The sequence below is a fragment of the Paenibacillus sp. CFBP 13594 genome, from assembly GCF_014842675.1.
GTDB classification, from domain to species: Bacteria; Bacillota; Bacilli; order Paenibacillales; family Paenibacillaceae; genus Paenibacillus; species Paenibacillus amylolyticus_B.
The window spans coordinates 727,387-748,469 of record NZ_JACYVQ010000002.1 but is presented as its reverse complement, the minus strand read 5'-3'; the positions used below and the strand labels follow the sequence as shown (position 1 = coordinate 748,469).

Annotated in this window: 16 protein-coding genes; 10 read left to right on the top strand and 6 right to left on the bottom strand. The window is 44.2% G+C overall.

Annotated elements, in window-relative coordinates:
• Window positions 1-30: 30 nt before the first annotated feature.
• Together IFU39_RS10810 and IFU39_RS10805 are read right to left on the bottom strand one after the other, a co-directional pair.
• On the bottom strand, window positions 31-969 hold the full coding sequence (locus tag IFU39_RS10810; RefSeq protein ID WP_105598070.1) for an FAD:protein FMN transferase: 939 nt from the start codon (window positions 967-969) through the stop codon (window positions 31-33).
• 9 nt (window positions 970-978) lie between these two features.
• Window positions 979-1,908 carry a LysR family transcriptional regulator gene (locus IFU39_RS10805; protein WP_105598071.1) on the bottom strand — a complete coding sequence of 310 codons (930 nt, stop codon included), beginning with the start codon at window positions 1,906-1,908 and terminating at the stop codon, window positions 979-981.
• 182 nt (window positions 1,909-2,090) lie between these two features.
• Between IFU39_RS10805 and IFU39_RS10800 the strand changes: the two genes are divergently transcribed.
• Together IFU39_RS10800 and IFU39_RS10795 are read left to right on the top strand one after the other, a co-directional pair.
• A complete protein-coding gene (locus IFU39_RS10800) occupies window positions 2,091-2,705 on the top strand; it encodes an NADPH-dependent FMN reductase (protein WP_105598072.1) in 615 nt (204 codons plus the stop codon).
• Window positions 2,706-2,718: 13 nt separating this feature from the next.
• Window positions 2,719-5,145 carry a flavocytochrome c gene (locus IFU39_RS10795; RefSeq protein ID WP_192132526.1) on the top strand — a complete coding sequence of 809 codons (2,427 nt, stop codon included), beginning with the start codon at window positions 2,719-2,721 and terminating at the stop codon, window positions 5,143-5,145.
• Window positions 5,146-5,298: 153 nt separating this feature from the next.
• On the opposite strand, the gene pdxR is transcribed toward IFU39_RS10795, so the two are convergent.
• A complete protein-coding gene (gene pdxR, locus IFU39_RS10790; RefSeq protein ID WP_192132524.1) occupies window positions 5,299-6,714 on the bottom strand; it encodes a MocR-like pyridoxine biosynthesis transcription factor PdxR in 1,416 nt (471 codons plus the stop codon).
• A 152-nt stretch (window positions 6,715-6,866) separates the two neighbouring features.
• Here pdxR and IFU39_RS10785 point away from each other — a divergent pair, with 152 nt between their 5' ends.
• From IFU39_RS10785 to IFU39_RS10760, 6 genes are all read left to right on the top strand, one after another.
• Complete coding sequence (locus tag IFU39_RS10785) at window positions 6,867-7,916, top strand: LLM class oxidoreductase (RefSeq protein ID WP_197997738.1); 1,050 nt, start codon at window positions 6,867-6,869, stop codon at window positions 7,914-7,916.
• Window positions 7,917-8,377: 461 nt separating this feature from the next.
• Window positions 8,378-9,187 (top strand): alpha/beta hydrolase, encoded by an 810-nt coding sequence (locus IFU39_RS10780; RefSeq protein WP_192132522.1) that lies wholly within the window; start codon window positions 8,378-8,380, stop codon window positions 9,185-9,187.
• A gap of 46 nt (window positions 9,188-9,233) precedes the next feature.
• Window positions 9,234-9,761, top strand: a complete 528-nt coding sequence (locus IFU39_RS10775; RefSeq protein ID WP_192132521.1) for a MarR family winged helix-turn-helix transcriptional regulator — start codon at window positions 9,234-9,236, stop codon at window positions 9,759-9,761.
• Window positions 9,762-9,953: 192 nt separating this feature from the next.
• On the top strand, window positions 9,954-11,303 hold the full coding sequence (locus IFU39_RS10770; RefSeq protein ID WP_192132519.1) for an FAD-binding protein: 1,350 nt from the start codon (window positions 9,954-9,956) through the stop codon (window positions 11,301-11,303).
• 185 nt (window positions 11,304-11,488) lie between these two features.
• Complete coding sequence (locus tag IFU39_RS10765; protein WP_192132517.1) at window positions 11,489-14,176, top strand: LuxR C-terminal-related transcriptional regulator; 2,688 nt, start codon at window positions 11,489-11,491, stop codon at window positions 14,174-14,176.
• Between the two features lie 91 nt (window positions 14,177-14,267).
• Window positions 14,268-15,188, top strand: a complete 921-nt coding sequence (locus IFU39_RS10760) for an NAD(P)-dependent alcohol dehydrogenase (RefSeq protein WP_192132515.1) — start codon at window positions 14,268-14,270, stop codon at window positions 15,186-15,188.
• A gap of 210 nt (window positions 15,189-15,398) precedes the next feature.
• Here IFU39_RS10760 and IFU39_RS10755 read toward each other — a convergent pair whose 3' ends face one another.
• From IFU39_RS10755 to IFU39_RS10745, 3 genes are all read right to left on the bottom strand, one after another.
• Window positions 15,399-15,695 carry a putative quinol monooxygenase gene (locus tag IFU39_RS10755; protein WP_192132513.1) on the bottom strand — a complete coding sequence of 99 codons (297 nt, stop codon included), beginning with the start codon at window positions 15,693-15,695 and terminating at the stop codon, window positions 15,399-15,401.
• A 97-nt stretch (window positions 15,696-15,792) separates the two neighbouring features.
• Window positions 15,793-16,443, bottom strand: a complete 651-nt coding sequence (locus IFU39_RS10750; RefSeq protein WP_076209073.1) for a nitroreductase family protein — start codon at window positions 16,441-16,443, stop codon at window positions 15,793-15,795.
• A 27-nt stretch (window positions 16,444-16,470) separates the two neighbouring features.
• Window positions 16,471-16,890, bottom strand: a complete 420-nt coding sequence (locus IFU39_RS10745; RefSeq protein WP_017689456.1) for a MarR family winged helix-turn-helix transcriptional regulator — start codon at window positions 16,888-16,890, stop codon at window positions 16,471-16,473.
• A 419-nt stretch (window positions 16,891-17,309) separates the two neighbouring features.
• On the opposite strand from IFU39_RS10745, the gene IFU39_RS10740 reads away from it, so the two are divergent.
• Both IFU39_RS10740 and IFU39_RS10735 read left to right on the top strand, forming a co-directional pair.
• Entirely contained in the window at window positions 17,310-19,331 is a 2,022-nt protein-coding gene (locus IFU39_RS10740; RefSeq protein ID WP_192132511.1) for an AraC family transcriptional regulator, read from the top strand.
• Window positions 19,332-19,382: 51 nt separating this feature from the next.
• A complete protein-coding gene (locus IFU39_RS10735; RefSeq protein ID WP_192132509.1) occupies window positions 19,383-20,984 on the top strand; it encodes a helix-turn-helix domain-containing protein in 1,602 nt (533 codons plus the stop codon).
• The last annotated feature ends 99 nt before the right edge of the window (window positions 20,985-21,083 follow it).

Genomic DNA, 21,083 nt, shown 5'->3' with positions numbered 1-21,083 from the left:
GATCCTGGCTTAAAGAAGTAGCTGTTAACTTTACCTTAATAGGGGCTCAATTCTTCCTCTAAGATTATCTGTATAGGCCAGGTTTCCATCCGTTGTTATCACGGCAGCCTCGATATCCTTCATTTTATTAACTTTATGAATAATGGAGACCACATCTAACCCAAACAATTCTGTCGTATATATATCGCAGTCGAGCGATCTATCCGCAATAATCGTTAAAGAAGCGATATTACTTTCTACTGGATAGCCTGTTCTGCTGTTAAATATATGATGGTACTGACTCCCTTCCTTCTCTAAAACTCTCTCGTATATTCCTGATGTAACAACGGATTGCTCCCGTATACTAACGAGTGCTGCTGCATTTCCTCTTGGTAAAAAGGGATTTTGGATTCCAACTTTCCAGTGACTGGACCCGGTGGGAGAATCGCCATGAACCAAAACATTGCCGCCCATATCGACCATAGCTGATGCAGCTCCGTTTTTCTTAAAAAATGACATAACTTGATCAGCAAAATAACCTTTAGCGATTGCTCCAAGGTCGATTTCCATGCCCTTTTTGAATAAATGAACCGTTTGCAGCTCATCGTCAAGCTGTATATGCTCCGGATTTAAGAGCTTCAGCACTGATTTAATCTCGGTATCGTCCGGCACATGTGCCTCGTGAAAACCAATTCTCCACAATTTGATCAAAGGCCCTATCGCAATATTTAAAAATGAATCTTTATTCAGGCTGTGTTCTTTGCCTATCTTAATAAGATCATACAGTTCCTTGTCTACTCTAAGCGGATGTGATGCGGCTTCTTTTTTTAGCATGGCAAGCTGCGATTGCTCACTGTTGGCACTGAACACTTGTTCATAACGGACAAGCATATTCACGGCTTCCTCGGCAAGCTCTTCAGCATCTGTCCCCTCGATATAGAGTGATATGTTCGTTCCCATGAGCGGTATCGTTCTCGTAAAAGATTTCATGATAGCCTCCTATATCGCACATTGTTGTCCGTGATTGAGAAACGTATGGATGAGGTCATGATCCACGCTATTCAGCTTTTTTTCTCCATGATGGGCTATAAAATAATCCAGACTCATTTTCTCTACAGGGATTGGATAGATGTTGTATTCCGAAGGGCACTCCTTGATATGGATACTTTCAGGCACAAAGGTCAGACCTAAATTATGCTTTGCAAGTTTGAGTACAGTGTAGATTTCATTGCTTTCCATAACGATATTAGGCTGTACCTTGTAGACACTGAGCAATTGATCAATCTGTTTTCGGATTGCCGAACCTTTGGACGTTAGAATAAGCTTTTGGTTCAAAATGGTGCTGATCTCAATCGTGCCCTCCGGGATGACTGCAACATTCTCTTGATATAATTCGCAGCAACGCGGAATGATGGCTTGGTAACTGTGCCTGCCCCAGTTAAACGAGTTCAAGTTAGGGGAGATACTGCTTGAATTTTGCCCGATCCAGAAGTCCAGCTCATTATTTTGGAGACGTTTCTCATTTTTTTCAGGTAAATCCTCGACAAGATTAATTTTATAAGCAGAATGAATTTCCAGAAAATCTGGTAAAAAAAGAGGCGTTAAGTAAGAACCAAGGCTGGGAAGGATTCCGATCCGTATCACCTTATTGCCAATATCCGATACATATGAAATTTCCCTTATAAGCTTGGCGTAGCTATGTTCGAGTGACGTTAGGTATTGATAATATATTTTCCCCTGCTCGGTTAATCGGTACGGAAGTTTGTTGCGAGTGATCAGCTCACAGCCCAACTCAATTTCGATTTTCTTGATAACCTTTGTGAGGTAGGGTTGAGATATGTAAAGGGATTGAGCAGCCCGGCTATAGTTACTGTATTTCAATAGGCTGTCAATGTAACACAAGATATCCTGCGATTCCAATTTAGACATGTCCCTCACCTCTTTGTGAAAAAAGTAACAAACTTTGAATTTGAGGTGATTATAACAAATTAGTTATCAAACTGCAATGAATAACTATTAGATCATTTGAGCTTTGATATGTTAGAGTTAGGCCGAAAGAACGAGTCTGACATGTACGAACATCATCTTCGAATGACAGAGAGGGGATTACGATGAATTATTTAGCTATTGTGGGTACCAATTCGGATGTGTCAACTAACCGCATGTTGCTTCAATTTATGCAAAAGCATTTTTCGAGTGAGGCCCAGATTGATTTATATGAAATTAAGGATTTACCTGCGTTCATTGAAAAAGATGAAATAGAGGATGCTGAAGTTGGTATTCCTGCGAAGGTACAGGACTTATTGGGTCAAGTCTCTAAAGCGCAAGGCATCATTATCGCTACTCCTGAGTACGATCATGCAATCCCTGCCGTTCTGAAAAGTGCGCTGGAATGGATCAGTTACACGACTCAAACCTTGAAAGACAAGCCTGTTCTCATCGTGGGTGCATCACATGGTTCACTTGGTTCTTCCAGAGCGCAAGCTCATCTCAGACAAATCCTGGATTCGCCTGAGCTTGGTGCGAGAATGATGCCGAGCAGCGAGTTTCTTTTGGGAAAATCACAGAGTGCATTTGATAACAGCGGTAGCCTGATCAGCGCTGAGAAAGTAGCGGAGCTCGACGAAATCTTCAATGAGTTTGTTTTGTTTACGGAGATCACTACGGAACTGCTATCAAAAAGGACATTGATGAAAAAAACGAAAAAATTTTCCTGGCAAGAGTAGGGGGCTAATCACAATGAAAATCATAGCGATCGTTGGCACAAATGCAAAGAAATCGTATAATCGCAAGCTGCTTCAATTCATACAAAAGCATTTTGAGTCCAGAGCAGCCATTGAAATCCTCGATATTACAGATGTTCCGATGTTTAATCAGTCCGATAACCAAACAAACAGTGCAATTATACAATCGTTTAATGAAAAAATTATGGCAAGTGATGGTGTTATTATTGCGACTCCAGAATACAACCATTCCATCCCTTCATCTCTTAAAAGTCTGCTTGAATGGTTGAGCTTTGAAATCCATCCGCTGGCTGGAAAACCCGTGATGATCATAGGCGCGTCACAGGGAACACAAGGTTCCTCGCGTGCACAGCTGCATCTTCGTCAAATTCTGGATGCACCAGGTGTCGAAGCTAACGTGATGCCAGGGTATGAATTTTTGCTTGGCAGCGCACATAAAGCATTTGACGAATCAGGCAACCTGAACAATGAAGGAACGATTGATTTCCTGGAAACATGTTTCCTGCGGTTCCTTCGGTTTGCCAAAATTTCAAATCAGCTCAACGAAGAAGAGGAGTTCACCTATAGACCTGGTATGTATGAGATCAATGCCATAGGTCACAGTGGCAATCTGCCGATGAAGGTATCCTTTAGTGAAAATAGAATTGAAAGCATCGATATCGATTCGAAGGGTGAAACCGAAGGCATCGCCGATGTTGTTTTTGTAAGAATTCCGAATAAAATCATTGAGGGACAGACGCTGAATGTAGATGCTCTCTCAGGTGCTTCTGAAACCAGTAATGCTGTCATCAATGGTGTAGCCAAAGCGGTTAAGCTTGCCGGAGTGAACCCCGACATCCTGAAAAGACGTCCAAAACCTGCTAGCAGCCAGATGAGGGCTGACGAAGAATATACTTGCGATGTGGTCGTTGTAGGTGGAGGTGGCGCAGGACTTAGTGCTGCTGCTACAGCTTTACAACAAGGAGCAAGTGCGATTGTACTTGAGAAATATCCTGCTGTTGGGGGAAATACGATCCGCTCAGGTGGTCCTGTCAATGCTGCAGATCCTGTATGGCAACAACAGTTCACTGAGAATCCAGGGGAAAGACAGACGATTGAGAATTTATTAAGTACCGATGCGAGCTTGATCCATCCGGAATATATCGATGATTTCCATGCACTCAAAGAAGAGTTTACTGCGTATCAGGAAAAGTTCGGCACAGAAAAGGCTTATTTATTCGACTCCCCACTTCTTCACAGAATGCAAACGTATTTCGGGGGCAAACGAACGGACCTGAATGGAAACATGATCTATGGACAGTACGATCTGGTCAAAGTACTTACAGACCGTGCCTTGGAAAGTGTAACGTGGCTAGAGGATATCGGGGTTGAGTATGATAAAAGTATCGTATTTGCTCCAGTGGGTGCCCTTTGGCGTCGTGGCCATAAACCTGTCAAAAGTTATGGCTCTGCCTTTATCATTGCACTTAGCAAATATGTAGAAGAAAATGGCGGACAAATTATTACAGATAGTCCGGTCAAACAGCTAATCATCGAAGATGGAAAAATTGCAGGTGTTATCGCAACGGGTGTAAATGGTCAGAAAATCACCGTTCATGCCAAAGCGGTTGTGCTTGCTAGCGGCGGTTTTGGTGCTAATACACAGATGCTCAAGGAATATAACACGTACTGGAGCCATATTGACGATGATATCAAAACAACGAACTCCTATGCGATGACTGGGGATGGAATATCGCTGGGTAAGAGTGCAGGAGCAGCGCTTACAGGCATGGGCTTCACTCAAATGATGCCTGTAGCGGACCCGGAAACGGGCGAACTCTTCAGTGGGCTGCAAGTACCTCCTGAAAATTTTGTCATTGTTAACAAAAAGGGCGAACGGTTTGTTAATGAATTTTCTGGACGAGATGTCTTAACCAAAGCGGCTATCGAGCAGGGAAGCTTGTTTTACCTGATTGCGGATGACGAGATCAAGAAAACCGCAGCAAACACAAGCCAGGAAAAGATAGATCAGCAAGTAGAAGCGGGTACTCTGTTTAGAGCCGATACGTTAGAAGAGCTGGCTGTGAAAATTAATATGGACCCTCAGGTTCTTAGAACTACCATTGATAAGTATAACTCTTATGTGGATGCGGGCTTTGATCCAGAGTTCCATAAGGATACGTTTAGCTTAAAAGTCGAGAAGTCTCCATTCTACGCTACACCAAGAAAACCTGCAGTTCACCATACGATGGGCGGTATTAAGATCGATACGAAAACCCGTGTATTGGATGAAAACGGTCAACCCATAGCGCATCTGTATGCCGCTGGAGAAGTGGCCGGAGGTATACATGCAGGCAACCGTTTAGGCGGTAATGCTTTGACGGATATCTTTACTTTTGGACGAATTGCTGGTAAGACTGCTGTGGATGAGATGAACAAATGAAAAAAATGTATTTAAAGAAATATAGCTTCCTCCGAGTATAATATGCTCTCATATTTTAATGAAACCCGCTAAACACAGGGATTTCCGAGTGTTTAGCGGGTTTTTCCGATGTGGAAATGGTTTGGTTTTGTGGTCGTGGTCACACGAATGTTCTCAGACCCCAAACCAAGCCCGGTGAAGGGCGTATACACCTACTGTAATATCCTCAATACTCAATCCACCAAAACCAATCTGAACCATGGATTTCTCCGCTTGAGCTGGTTGCGCCCAAAAGGGGGATACCGGGTAGACCTGGACACCTTCCTTCTCAGCAGTAGCAATCAGCTTGTGTTCATCCATTCCATTATGTACACGCAACAAAATATGAAGTCCTGCATCCTCACCAATGATGGTAACTTGAGCACCCATCATCTTCTGAATCATTGAAATGAGTGTGAATTGCTTCTGTCGATATACCTTTCTCATCTTGCGAATATGGGCTTCCCAATGTCCATTACTCATAAACAGCTCTAAGGTATTCTGCTGAAAATGAGAGACCGTTTGATCATATAATCGGTAGTCTTGTTTACGGTGTAGCTCTACCATGGCCTGTGGTAGAACCATATACGCAATTCGTAATGAAGGAAGAAGGCACTTTGAAAATGTTCCCAGGTAAACGGTTCGCTGTTGAGTATCCAGGCTTTGCAAAGAAGGTATCGGTTTGCCGACATATCTGAACTCACTATCATAATCGTCCTCAATAATGATCCCATTCTGTTCTGTTGCCCATTTCAGTAATTGCATTCTCTTGGCGAGCGGCATGACCATTCCATAGGGGAACTGATGTGACGGTGTAATGTAGACGATGCGGGAATTGCTTTCGTATAACTTATGGATATGAAGTCCATCTGCTTCTAGCGGAATAGGGTGAATGTTTAGACCTTTATGTTGAAAAACCGTCCGAACACCGTCATATCCCGGGTCTTCCATCGCGATACCATGACTAACGTCACCTATTAATCCAGATAACACACCGAGCAGGTATTGAACACCAGCTCCAATGATAATTTGATCGGGTGAACAATTTACTCCCCTAGAACTGTGCAGGTAATTTGCAATTTCAGATCGAAGTCTCGGTTCGCCAAGAGGATCGCCATAAGAGAACAACTTCATTTGATTCTGGAGCAAGCTCTGATTGGATAACTTGCGCCAAGTGGCAAATGGAAAATGCTCAGCATCTACGTCACCATAACGAAAATTGTATCGAATCTCTGGGCTATCCTGAATACTGTTTTCCAACCACTCCTTACTCACTACATGGGACAAGGGCAATGCTTCCAGCTTCAAATCCATTATGTATAAGCCACTTCTAGGTCTGCTCTGGACATAACCTTCCGCTAATAACTGTTGATACGCCATATCCACTGTATTACGGCTAATGTGGAGGTGGCTGGATAGTGAGCGAATAGAGGGAAGTCGAGAATCGGCTGGTAACTTTCCGTTCAAAATATCTTTTTTAATATAGTTATAAAGCTGAGCGTATAACGGATCTCCAGACTCTCTGTTCAACAATAATGTCAACTCAATCATGTTAATCCTCCTCGTTGCCAAAACTGACCCTGTTATTTTGTCGAGAGTTGTCACTACTTATGGGGTCAATTGATGGTTACAATTATATCAGTTCCGGTCGAATTGAAAAGATATCAGTACACTGGATTACTATTGTTGTAGGAGGAGAAGGAATGAACAAACCTATAGATGTTATGGAACGAATAGAAAATCCGTCAACACAAGCGGTGGAAAACTTTAATCAACACCCTGGTTTCCGCCGTATGTTTGCCCCAGACCAATTAACAATAGGGCTGTTTTTACCACTTCAATTTTATAAAGGACACATGGATGTTCTAAAAGGACAAGCTGACCTCGTGGAAAGCATTGATCAACGCAATTTTGCAGCCGTATGGGTGCGAGATGTCCCTTTATTTGATCCTGGCTTTGGAGATGCTGGACAAGTATTTGATCCATTTGTCTATCTAGCCTATCTTGCTGCAAGAACCCAAAACGTCTCCCTAGTAACAGGAAGCGCAATCTTCACGCTTCGCCATCCGATTGATTTAGCCAAGGCAGCTGCATCCATTGATGTACTTTCGGGCGGACGACTTGTGTTAGGGATTGCTTCTGGCGACCGACCTGCCGAGTTTCCGGCTTATGGGATAGATGGGGAGCTTCGTGATGTGCGATTCCGGGAGACGGTGGAGTTTTTTCGTGAGCTTATACAGGATAGAACTGGCGCAATTCAATCTTCTCTTGGTCAATTGAAAGGACTTGAATTGCTCCCGAAACCCGCAGCTGGTGGTATTCCGCTCGTTGTGACGGGCTCAAGCAGGCAGTCTTTAGATTGGATTGCGGAGAACAGTGACGGCTGGCTCACGTATCCCGAAGCAACGGCAAACGAATCCGGTCCTCAGATGCTTGGTCATAAGATTAGTGCCTGGCGTGAAAAAATACCTAATGGCATGTTCAAGCCGCATATGACCAACGAATGGATTGATCTTGTGGAAGATGTCAATTATCCTCGAACACCGCTTCGTGGCGGGTACATATTACGTACAGGTCGGGCAGGTTTGATTCAGCTTTTGGAGGAATGGCGATCAGTCGGCGTTAATCATGCTGCACTAGGCATTCATTTTTCGAGTCGGCCTCCTGCTGAGGTGATTCAGGAGTTGGCAGAGGAAGTATTGCCGCTCTTTCCCACGCATGTGGGTCCGAAGCCGTTGTTTACAGGGTGGTAGAGCATAAAATTGTTGCCTGATGACACAGATGGCTTTTCTCCGTATTTCTGTTCACGATGAGAAGAGTATCGATCCGCTGACAGCGATGAGGTCAGGGGTTCGATCCCCTAGGTACCATAACGAAAAAGACGTCATTACGAAATATATTATGGCGTTTTTTCGTTATGGATTGTTCAGGTAGCGAATGCGTAGCTTAGTCCGGGTGCGTGCATGAAGCTGTAAATCGACTCGATACAGCAGATCAGGGATGATGCCAAAGGTATGACATGCTCTTTATTTAAACGCTTTAATTAAATATAGACAAGGGATGCCCACGGTGATAATATTGTTTCTATAAGAAACAATATTGTTATTATAAAACATAATTATAAGGACTTCATTCTTAAGTACACGAATAACGCCCTGTACTAAAAAATTTAATTGTTTGGTGCTTGAGCGTAGCGAGAGGGATGGGAAATATTATGAGTATAATTGAAACAACAATCGAATCTTTTGACAGCACTCGCCTATATTCTAGTAAAAATTTAGTTAGTGATGCGAAGGCAGCTGTAGTTATTGTTCACGGACTAGCTGAGCATGCAGGGCGCTACGATTATTTGACAGAGAAGCTGAATCAGCGCGGGTTTAGCGTGTATCGCTTCGATCATCGGGGTCATGCCAGATCCGAGGGACAGCGTACGTTCTATAAAGAGTTTGATCATCTTATTGAAGATGTTCATGTCATTGTCGAGACTGCTTTGCAAGAAAGCGGCAATCTTCCGCTGTTTGTTATCGGACATAGTATGGGCGGCTTCGCAACCTCGTCTTTTGGAACGAAATATCCAGGCAAGGTTAAAGGTATCGTGTTATCCGGAGCGCTCACTCGTTACAATACAAAAGTTGCCGGAGAACTGCCGATGGATCTTCCTACAGGCACGTATTTCCCGAATGAGCTGGGCAGTGGCGTATGTAGTGATCCCGCAGTTGTATCCGCTTACGCGAATGACCCACTGGTTGAAAAACAGATCTCTGTAGATTTATTTAATAGTCTGGGAAATGGCATAACATGGCTGAAGGAGAACGCCAAGCAATTTACAGATCCCGTACTTGTTCTGCATGGAGCAAATGATGGACTGGTCAGCGAAAAGGATTCCCGTGACTTTTACGGCGATATCGCTTCAACGGATAAAACACTCAAAATTTATGCTCATCTGATGCATGAGATATTTAATGAACCGACTCGTGATGAGGTTATTGAAGAAGCAATTACATGGATTGAAAAACGGATCTGATTTCAGTAGAGTAAGAGAGAGAATCTGAATATGAAAGGGATTACGCATGAAATTAGATTGGATGGGCGACCATCGGGAACTGATTGAGAAAATTATCAAATACGGTAATGCGTACTCGAACACCTATAAGCTGCAGCGAAGTTATGGTACAGACATGATGTTCTCGGCTTCACAGATTCAGACGCTGGAATACATTCTGGAAGCCGAGGACAAGGAAGAGAAGATGTCGGAGATGGCCGCACGCCTGGGCGTAAGCCGCAGTACATTTTCCAAGAACGTGAAGAATCTGACGGAAAAAGGCCTGCTCGAAAAATTTCATTTAAGCGGTAACCGCAAAGACATTTACGTCAAACCTTCGGAGAAAGGTCGCGAAGTATATGTGAAGTATACCGAATTTGTAAGGGAGCTTTGCTTTGATGAGATTTTCAAGTATGCAGATCAGATTTCAGGAGCGGATAAGCAGAACTTTGTTCGCATCATGGATCTGTTTGCCGACGTGCTCGTCTGGTATGGTGAAAAAGAACAGGAAGCGCGCAAGTTAATCAGAATTGATTCCAATTTGGGCAGCGACTAGTATCGAGATAAAAGGGATTTTCCTCAAGGCTGTTCTGTGGCCTGAAAGGGAAATTCCTTTTTTGCTTCCTCCGAAACATGAACTTTGGAATTAAGGCACCAGCCCATTCCCTCCGCGAATGTCCGTCATACAGTATAGAGTGCTTGATGCAGCAGAGGCTGTAGGACAATTATTCAGCAGGGAGTGGGATGTGTGAAATCATCAACGAAACTGACCGGACGAGTGATCTTCAAAGGTGATCCGGGATATGAAGCGGCGCGCAAGAACTGGGACCCGCATACCGACAAATATCCTAAAGTTTTTGTTTTTGCCCAACGGACGAAGGATGTATCCAACGCTATCCGATGGGCCCGTGAAAACAATGTACCGATCAGGCCGCGGAGTGGCAGACACGCGCTTGAAGTGAACCTTTCACAGGTGAATGGCGGTATCGTGATTGACGTGAGTGATCTGAATTCGATCAAGCTTGATAAAAAAAATGGAACCGTCGTTGTAGGAACAGGCAACCGGGTAGGAAGAATTGCGAATACCCTCGCCAAGCAAGGATTCATCGCTCCTTTTGGTGACAGCCCCACAGTTGGAATCGGTGGGATTACGTTAGGCGGGGGAATTGGACCTCTCCAGCGTACCATAGGTCTCATCAGTGATAACTTGCTTGAAGTGGAAATGGTGGATGCCAACGGAAAAGTCATTCGGGCGAATAAAAATCTTAATGCAGATCTCTTTTGGGCCTCACGTGGTGGGGGTGGTGGTAACTTCGGAGTATATACCCGTTACAAATTCAAAGTGCGCCGGGCACCAGCGAAGGCGACTGTATTTAAAATTACCTGGCCATGGGCTCAATTCGAGAAGGTACTCAAAGTATGGCAGAAGTGGGCTCCCTCGGTGAACACGAGACTGGGCAGTGAATTGTCCATCGGACCGAAAAAGGGTGGAAATGTTATGATGGAGGGACTGTTCCTAGGCTCTAAAACAGAGGCCCTCCGATTATTGCAGCCAATGATTAGTGTCGGCACACCGACAAGTTCCATCGTTCGTTTGTTGCCTTACACGGAAGTTGTGAAGTTCTTATTGCAGCCTGACCCAATTCAAACGCAAAGGTTCAGTAACCAGTTCTCCTCCGGTTTCGGAAGAAAACCATTCCCTGATAAGGCCATCAAAACGATGCGGGCATTTTTGGAGAATCTGGAAGAGGGGCCAGGCGGGTTCTATTTCCTGAACTGGGGAGGAGCGGTAAGTCGCAAATCACCTCGATCAACCGCGTTTTTCTGGCGAAAAGAGAAGTTCTATGTGGAATGGACCAGTACGTGGATCAAACCATCCCATGCCGCTAAAAATATTGCACTCGCTCGTAATACTCGCAAGAAATTGCAACCATACATTGTCGGTTCCTATATCAATGTTCCGGATCAAGGAATCAAAAATTCCGGTCCAGTGTACTATGGAGCCAACTATGCCAGACTGCGGAGAGTCAAAGCCAAGTATGATCCGAAAAATGTGTTTAACAATCCGCAAAGCATCACGCCGGCTCGGAGAGCGTAAGGTAGAGCCATTCATTTTTACTAGCAGCTAGTGCTAATCAGAAGTCAAATTCATCTATGTATTACTGATAATAAAGACACGTCTTTTATGGCGTGTCTTATTGATTTTTATGGTAGTATAGATGCCAAAACGATATATGAAACGATACAGTTGCTGTTCGAGACCCTTAAATGGAGGTATTGCTCATGTATGCACCGATCTTATCTACGAAATTAACCATTCCAGTTCAGCGCTCTCATGTAGTGGATCGTCCCCACCTGTATGTCCGTTTCGGCGAGGGGATGCGCGCTAAACTCATACTGGTCTCTGCTCCTGCAGGATCAGGAAAAACACTACTAGTTAATCAATGGGTTAAGTCTTCCTCTTTAGATACAGCTTGGCTCTCGCTGGAAGAAGCAGATAACGATCCTTCACGTTTTTTGACATATCTATGTGCTTCGTTACAGACGATTGTCCCCAAGCTTGCTGAAGGAATGATGGGATTTGTTCAATCTTCCGAGCCGCTACCTATCGAGACCATTATTACATACCTTCTTAATGAAGTTTCTGAAATAACCAATCATTTTGTACTTGTTCTGGATGATTATCATCTCATGACTTCAGAAGTGATCAATCAAGCGCTGGTCTACTTACTGAGGCACATGCCCCCGCATATGCATATCGTCATGACTACGCGTCGGCAACCCAAGTTACCTTTGGCTCGACTGCGGGCAAAGGGGGAATTGATTGAAATACGTGGTAGTGATCTGCGTTTTACTTCTGCCGAAAGCAGTGAGTTTTTGGATCGGGTCATGGGATTGAAACTTTCAGAGGAACATGTTGCTCTCCTTGAAAAGCGAACAGAAGGCTGGGTTGCCGGGTTGCAGCTAGCGGCCTTATCCGTACAGGGTTCTTCTGATCCGAATCACTTTATGGAAACGTTCAGTGGCAGTGACCCATTTGTACTGGACTATCTAATGGAAGAAATATTACAAGGGCTAACCGAACAGGTACAGAACTTTTTGTTGAAAACGTGCATGTTGGATCGATTATGCGGTTCATTGTGTGATGCGATCTTTGATATAGATGAACCCAAGGAACATGAATCCGTTGATTTTACCGGACAGGACATGTTGGAGTGGCTGGAGCAAGCCAATCTTTTCATCGTTCCCCTGGATAATGAGAGGCGATGGTATCGTTACCATCATCTGTTTGCAGATTTATTGCGTAAAAGAGTACACCAGAATTCAAATTACGCCGGTACAGCTGAGACCGATCTGTCTATTACTGAGATACATAAGCGAGCGAGCTTCTGGTATGAGAAGCATCAAATGGAGCTGGAGGCTTTCAATCATGCTGTAGCTGCGGCAGATACTCATCGGGCTTCAGATCTGTTGGAAGGAAAAGGTATGCCACTTCTTTTTCGCGGAGGTGCTGTTCCTGCCTTGCAATGGTTGAATTCACTATCCTGGGCAGAAATGGATTCAATACCTTCCCTATGGGTGATGCATGCGGCTGCGTTATTAGTGTCAGGACATATGATAGACGTGGAACCCAAATTGCAGTCTGCTGAACAAGCGTTACAAAATACGGAACCTGAAAAGATCAATTCTGATCTCATCGGACATATCGCTTCCATCCGAGCCACGCTGGCTGTCAGCCGACACGATGCGGATACAATTATTACGGAGTCACTTCGAGCACTCAAATATTTGCATCCTCATAATCTGCCCATTCGTGCAGCAACAGCTTGGACATTAGGATATGCATACCAGCTTCAGGGAAAACGTGTGGAAGCCGAATTGTCCTACGAGGAATCATTATTGAACAGTACCAGGATCGGACATCATATCATCACGATGATGGCGACACTGGGCGTGGGGAATATGCAGGAATTCAACAATCAGCTACACCTGGCGACTGAAGCCTATCAGCAGGCGGTACATATGGCAGGCAAACCACCGCTACCCATTGCTTGTGAAGCCCATTTGGGTCTGGCGCGAGTTCATTATGAATGGAATAACCTTGATGTGGCGATGTTCCACGCTCAACAGAGTGTGCAGTTGGCACATCAATTTGTCCAAACGGACAGGGTTGTTGCAAGTGAGTTATGGCTCGCTCGAGTGACGCTTGCGAAGGCGGATCTTCATAAAGCCGCTATCATGTTAGATAGAATCAACGAAACGGCCCAACGGTTAAATTTTACAAAGGCGATCCCTGATATTACTGCTGCATACGTTCTTGTGCTCCTTCGTCAGGGCGATCTGAAAAAAGCAATGCGATTATCATGGGACAGAAATCATGCGCTTAGTCAGGCCAGAGTATTGTTGAAGCAGGGGAACACCTTGGAGGCACTTGGTATTATGGAATCCTGTCTTCGCTTGGCCATAACCAAAGGCTTCAAGGATGAACAGCTCAAGGCAACAATCCTTCTGGCGGCTATCCATGAGGAACATGGAAATAGAACACAAGCTATCGAGTTCCTGACTGAGGCCATGACGATGGCAGAGCCAGCAGGCTTCATTCGTGTATTTGTAGACGAAGGTGTTGTTGTGCACAGCCTTTTGAAGAGGATAACAGCACGCGGTGACTCACGTTTATATCTGCTTCAATTATTGGCTGCATTTGAAGCTGAGGACAACAGAATAGAAATGATTTCGGAAGAAACAAATGTATATCCGTACGTTTCTGAACTGCGAATTGATACGCTAAGCGTGAGAGAGCTCGAAGTATTACATCTCATTGCGCAGGGAAGATCCAATCAGGAGATTAGTGAGATACTTCATATTGCACTGCCTACCGTGAAAGGACATAACCGGATTATTTTTGACAAAATGCAGGTGAAGCGACGAACCGAAGCAGTGGCAAAAGCGCGTGAATGGAAGCTCCTGTAACTTGTTATTCACGAACGATACTTTAGTATCTAGAGGCCGAACCCACTTCCCGATATACTGTTGGCAAACAGGAATATGTGGAGGGAAAGATATGAGAGCTATCATATGTACAAAGTATGGATCACCAGATGTGTTGCAACTTAAAGACATAGCGAAGCCATCACCTAAAGATCATGAGATTCAGATTAAAATACACGCAACAACTGTAACATCCGGGGACTGCAGAGTTCGTGGTTCCAATGTTCCGTTTCTGTACTGGGTACCGATGCGTCTTTTTTTGGGATTCCGAAAACCTCGAAATTCGGTCCTGGGCGTAGAGTTGGCAGGAGAAGTTACGGCGATTGGCAAGGAAGTAAAGCAATTTAAGTTAGGTGATCAGGTGTATGCCATCAATGGATTGTCTTTTGGTGCCCATGCTCAGTATATATGTCTCTCCGAAGAGGATCCAGTTGCTCTGAAACCCTTCAACGCAACGTATGAGGAAGCAGCAGCAATTCCGTTTGGTGGAACTACGGCCTTATATTTTCTGCGCAAAGGAAACATTAAACGGGGAATGAAAGTGCTCATCTATGGAGCTTCGGGAGCCGTAGGAACTGCTGCTGTACAGCTTGCGAAATATTTTGGAGCAGAAGTAACGGGGGTATGCAGTACAACGAATGTGGAGTTCGCGAAGTCACTTGGTGCCGAGCATGTTATAGATTATATGAAGGAAGACTTTACAAAAACAAGTCAGCGGTATGATCTGATATTGGATGCAGTTGGCAAAGTCTCGAAAGGTCAATGTTGGCACCTATTGGCACCTAACGGTACATATGTCACTGTTGAGGGGCAAGGCATCGCAAGGGTCACTGCAAAGGATCTGATACTTCTAAAAGAGTTGATGGAGGCTGGTGAGATGCAAGCGGTGATTGACAGACGTTTTGCCTTGGAGCAAATTCAGGAAGCTTATCGTTATGTGGAAACAGGGCGAAAGAGGGGAAATGTCGTGATTACGGTCAAACATGAGAACTAATTGGCAGTGTGTCCTTTTTGAGTTGGAACGGAACCTAACGTCGCACAATTAGCCAACCTATTGCAAACAGTCCTTATGAGATACACTAGGCCACAAAGTAACTGTGAATCTGAAGTGAACACATTTTCAAAGAAATCAAGAAGCTGCCCTCGGTCATATGACCAAGAGCAGCTTCTTCACATGTTAGATACGCATGGCAGTTAATGAGCATTAAGCTTTAACTTGTTCTCCAGCAAATACTTCCACGTTCATTGGAGCGGCCATGAATGCTGCTGCTTGTTGAACAAAAGCTTGGAAATGTGTACTTGTGTTGTGGGAAGCTGTAGCAGCTTCATCTTTCCACAGCTCGATCATCGTGTATTGTTGTTCTTGTTCTGTGCTTTTTGCCAGGTCGTAGCTGATGTTACCTTCTTCTTGACGTGTTGCAGCAATCAGTTCTTTCGCAGCTGCGAGGAATGCTTGCTCTTGGTCCGGTTTAACTTGCAGATGAGCGTGAATGATAATCATAATGTATAACCTCCATATTGTGTTTGTTTGGAATGTGTTAAGAATGTATGCTTATTGACCAGTATAATCGTGACTTACAGGGAAACCGTCCCTGATATTATGCCCAAGTTGTGATTGTTTCTACTGGCAGACGGTAGGAAGGATGACCTTCTTTGGCTGATTTACCGATCGAGATCAACATAACCGGTTGATAACGCTCTTTGTCCATGCCAAATGCTTCTGCAATTTGATCTTTCTCATAACCACCGATTGGGTTGGTGTCATAACCATGAGCACGTGCAGCAAGCATCAATTGCATGGAAGCAAGGCCAGCATCGATTAAGTTAACGTCACGAAGATCGGAAGCAGCCATCTTTTCGTAATAAGGCATTACAGTTTTGAGCTGCATATCCTTAATGTCTTGTGGCATGTAACCAAGTTCTACAGCTTTACCAAAAATCTCATCCATGTATTCAACGTTGTTCATATCAATGAATACGCCAATAACAGCGGCAGAAGTCAAAACCTGATTTTGATTGAATCTTGCAAGAGGCGCAAGCTTTTCTTTGCCTTCAGCTGTATCTACAACCAGAAAACGCCAAGGCTGCAAATTGATCGAAGATGGTGCACGGGAAGCTTCTGACAGAATTTCAGTCATTTCTTCACGGCTGATTTTCACTTCAGGATCGTAAAGCTTCACAGAACGGCGACCGTAGGTAATTTCGTTGAAATCATTGGTTTTTTGGAATTTGCTTTGAATTGTACTCATGCATGGATCTCTCCTCTATATATGGGTTTAGAAATTGTTGTGCATACGTTCCAGGAAATCGGCGAGTGACTGAACTTCGTCTTCACTGAAATCCTGTAAAATCTGGTTGATAAAATTAGTCTTCTCAGCTTTGTAGCCTTCAATCTGCTTCCGACCGTGGTCCGTCAGACGAACAAAAGTGACCCGATTATCATCGGGGTTCTTACGTCTTGTAACCATCAGGTCTGCCTCAAGCTGTTTTAAGTGGCGTGTTATCGCAGCACTATCAATGTTAATGATTTTCTGCAGCATGGATTGGTTAATCTCATCGACCTGATCCAGCTCATGCAGAATTTCAAAGCGAGAGGAACTGATACCCGTACAGCGTTCGAACTTGGGACTGATTTTGTTGCCCAACACGTTCAGCAGGTTGATGATCTGTTCTTCTTTGGAAACAATACGTGTCATGACTAGACCTCCCGGGTGAATCTGAATCATGAACAACGGCGTATGTTAACCAATGATTAATGTTGCAGTATACAATGCCATTGCCTAATGATTATTTGGATGCTCTCGATCATTGATGTATCAATATTTGATGCGTCAATCATTGATGGCTCAATTAATATATCATGCCGTTTATGATTTTGCAACAGCTTAGAAAATGTTGCTGATGCTGGCGCTATTTTCCCGCTACGTATACATTACAGTCCGTATAGGGTGTCCAAATGTATAAGTTAATATTGATTATTTATGTTATTGAGAATTGTTATCAACTATTTTATAATAAAATGAAATGTACATGATGAACGAAATTAACAGGCAGTTCATAACAGCAGCAAAAAGGTATGTCGATGTAGCATGGCAGGAGGGAAAGTACAGCGGAGATGAATTTGAATGATCACATCAGGTTGTGGAATCATGTTTTTGTCAAAATACTGGATGTACGCCAAAACGCTTTGCATCCTGGGGAGAAGCTGAAGAATTATCAACTACCAGCGAGTACCTATCTGTATATCACCGACGGAAGTGCACGGATACGAATGGATCAACACAGATACATCGTGGAGGGATTCCACATCATTCATGGAGGCAAGCAGGCGTATTTAAACATGGAGACGGATTCGGGCGTGGTGTATTATATGATTTTGTACAAAGCCATTCTGGCCTTGCCCTGTGGGATGGAAATTCAGCATCTGATGGACCATGAACGTCCGTTTCAGGACCAATATGCACTCGTACCAACCCATCCGCTGCACATGTATCAGTGTATGGAGGAATTGAAGCAGGAGTGGGAGCAGTCTACCAAACTCGCAAAGTTACATGCCAAAACCTTATTTCATCAATGGGTATATTCTTTGTTGGCAGACGTACACGAACAATCCATTCAGACACATAAACCGGATACGGTCACACAGGCTATTGATTATATGAATGCTCATCTGCACGAACCCATAGCTCTTGATGTAATGGCAGAAGCATTGGAATGCAGCGTGGGGCACTTGTCCAGATTGTTCAAGCAAAAGTTGAACATCAGTCCCATCCAATATCTTGGCCAGATCCGAATGGAGAGGGCTGCACATCTTCTGGTGCATACGGGTGCTACGTTGCAACAGATTGCAGAGCAAGTCGGTTATCCAGATGTACATTCACTAAGTCGCAGTTTCAAAAAAATCAAAGGACTATCACCAATTCGTTACAAAAAAGGTCTAAGCCAACGGTTACATAACTCAAAAAAGGCATTGGCAATGAACCAAAAGCAAGATTTGCCCAGTGTGATGCAAGAAAATGCCCTTCATCCGCTACATCCCTCTTTATATAATGATATTGATTATCAATATCAAAAGAATGTTGGAGGGGAATTACTGATGCAAGGAAAATTCAAAATGACAGCAGTAAGCATGATGCTGTGTCTCACATTACTACTCGCGGCCTGTTCCAGTCCTGCACCGTCTGCAAGTGGTACGCAAACAGAGACTAACGCGGCTACTACACAATCGGGTAACCAGGTAACGGAGGCAGGGAAATCGACTGCTCAACCAGAGACACGGACGGTTTCTACATTGAGAGGAGATGTGGTGATTCCGGCCAACCCGCAGCGTGTTGCTTCGGATCAATATATGGGGTACCTGCTGAAACTGGGCATTGTACCGGTTGGTGTAAGAACATTTATGCTGAACGAAGGATGGATTGAAAAGTCTGGCATTGCTGCTGATGTTATAGCGGGTATTGAGGATTTGGGAGGAGAGTTCCCAATGAATCTGGAGAAGTTAGTGTCACTTGAGCCGGATCTTATCATCGGTTCCATTGATAAAAATATTGAGGATTACGAAAAAATTGCAACGACTGTCTTTTTACCTTATTGGGAAGGCGATAAAACGTCTGGCCCACTGGAAAAGCTGCGCCGAATTGCTGGTGTTTTTGGAAAAGAGAAGGAAGCAGAGCAATGGATCACGACATATGAAGAGAATATCGAAGAGACTAAGAAGCAGATTGCTGGTGTAATTAAAGAAGGCGAGACCGTATCGATTATACAAATAGGGTACAAAGCGTTGTATGTACTTGGTGCAGAAGGCGGGAACTATGGTAGTTCCACGATCTATGAGATGCTGAAACTGCCTCCAACTCAGCAAGCACTCGAAATGAAGGATGGATTCGAGACGATCTCCCTTGAAGTACTGCCTGAGTATATGGGAGACCATATCTTCTTATATGGTTCGGGTAGTGAGGACGCCAAAGAGATCCTGAACAGCGAGGTTTGGAAACGTCTGCCCGCTGTGCAGAAAGGACAAGTCTACGCCTATGGTTCCTTGGATGGTACAGAGGATGAGTTTGTCATGGAAGATCCCTATTCACTGGAGTTGCAGTTGGATAGTATAAAGAATTTACTATTGGGAGCTGAAAAATAGAGTGTGATCAGTTCACATAGAATCGGATCAGAACAGGGAGGGGACGTGAGCATGGAGGAAAATGATTGGATCAAACAACTGGAGCAACTACATTTCTCTGCTGTCCACGTCTGCCATTACTCTAGCAATCCGCGGGCTGTACAGCGTCGGATCTGGAAAAGGTTCGCCATTTGCAGGGTCATCGTTGGCAAGGGATCTTTGTCTATGGATAACATTGTACATACGGTATCTCAAGACGAGTGGTTTTTGTTGAAGCCAGGAATGCATGTGGAGTTTCAGACAGATATGGAAGCCCCCGTCCGATATCAGATCATTTTATTTTCCTGTGTGACACTTACCCGAAGCCGGAATGCTTGGCATAGCGATGCAGTTGATTTTCCTGTGACGGGCAAACTTAATGTTCCTTCCAATACACGTGATATTCAGGAGATGATGGATACCCTGGTGAGTGGAAAACACTCGCTTACGAGTCTTGAAAAGACGCGCAGGAAACATCTTTTGCATCAGTTGTTGATTCAGTTAATGATGCACGTGAATGAAGCAGCTCCCCCTGTAGCGGGGATGGATTTGGCACTTGAATATATGACGAATCAGTATATGGAAGACATTCGAATTGATCAGATGGCCCGCATGGCAGGGCTTAGTGTGAATCATTTTATAAGAACATTCAAACGACAAATAAATATGACCCCGATTGAATATATACTGAAACTACGTATGACAAAGGCCAAACAGTTGTTATTTTCTTCAGATAAAATCAAGGAAATTGCGGAGCAAGTGGGTTATAAGGACGAGCACTATTTCAGCAGAGTCTTTAAGAAAAACGAAGGAATCGCCCCAACGTTGTATATGAAAAATAAAGTGAATCGCATTGCCACCTTATATTACGGATTGGACGATTATGTGATAACGCTCGGTTTGAGGCCAGTATCCGCTTTATCCTATGGTCAGAGGGTGGCTCGTCATGTTGCCATACCTGCGCTTCAAGCACACAGTCATCAGGGGGTTATCCTGGATAGCTTCAATCAGAACTATGATGATTTGAGGCGAGTCCAACCGGACCTGATCATTACTAGTGATCGTTTGGAACCAAATGACTCACTGCATCGTATCGCGCCTACCACCATGCTGGAGCACACCAACCATTTTGGGGAAAGACTTCTGTATATGGCGGACATTATGGGCCGCACCGAACAGGCTGTACAGTGGATAGAACAACATGCTGAACTGAGTCGGGTTCTTCGAGGGCGTATTCAATCGAGGTGGGGGAAACAGAGTGCCATGTTCATCCGAGTGACTTCTCATTTCTACCGAATGTATGGATTGAACAACCAGACAGGTGCCCTATTGTATGATGATCTGGGATTTTATTTGCCTCGTGATTTTCCGGAACAACAGTGGGCTGTAGAGAGTAAAGTTAGCGATTTGCAGTTATACGAAGTGGATCATGTGTTTGTAATGGTCGATCCCACAGAAGAGGCACGTGCTCAACTGAGGCAATTACAGCAATCCAGTGCATGGTTGGCATTAAAGGCTGTTCAAGAAGGCCATGTATATAATGCAGGAGATATTTTTTTCAAAACGCTGGGTCCCACCGGACGCATGTGGGCCATGCGATATGTGGCAGAGCAACTTGGGGTTACCTTACGGTGATATTGTGCAAGAGAAGAGAGTGGAATAATCCATGGTAAGCCTGTATGCTTTTCCCTACTATAGTGATAATGATTATTATTATTAAATAGCAGAGGGGAT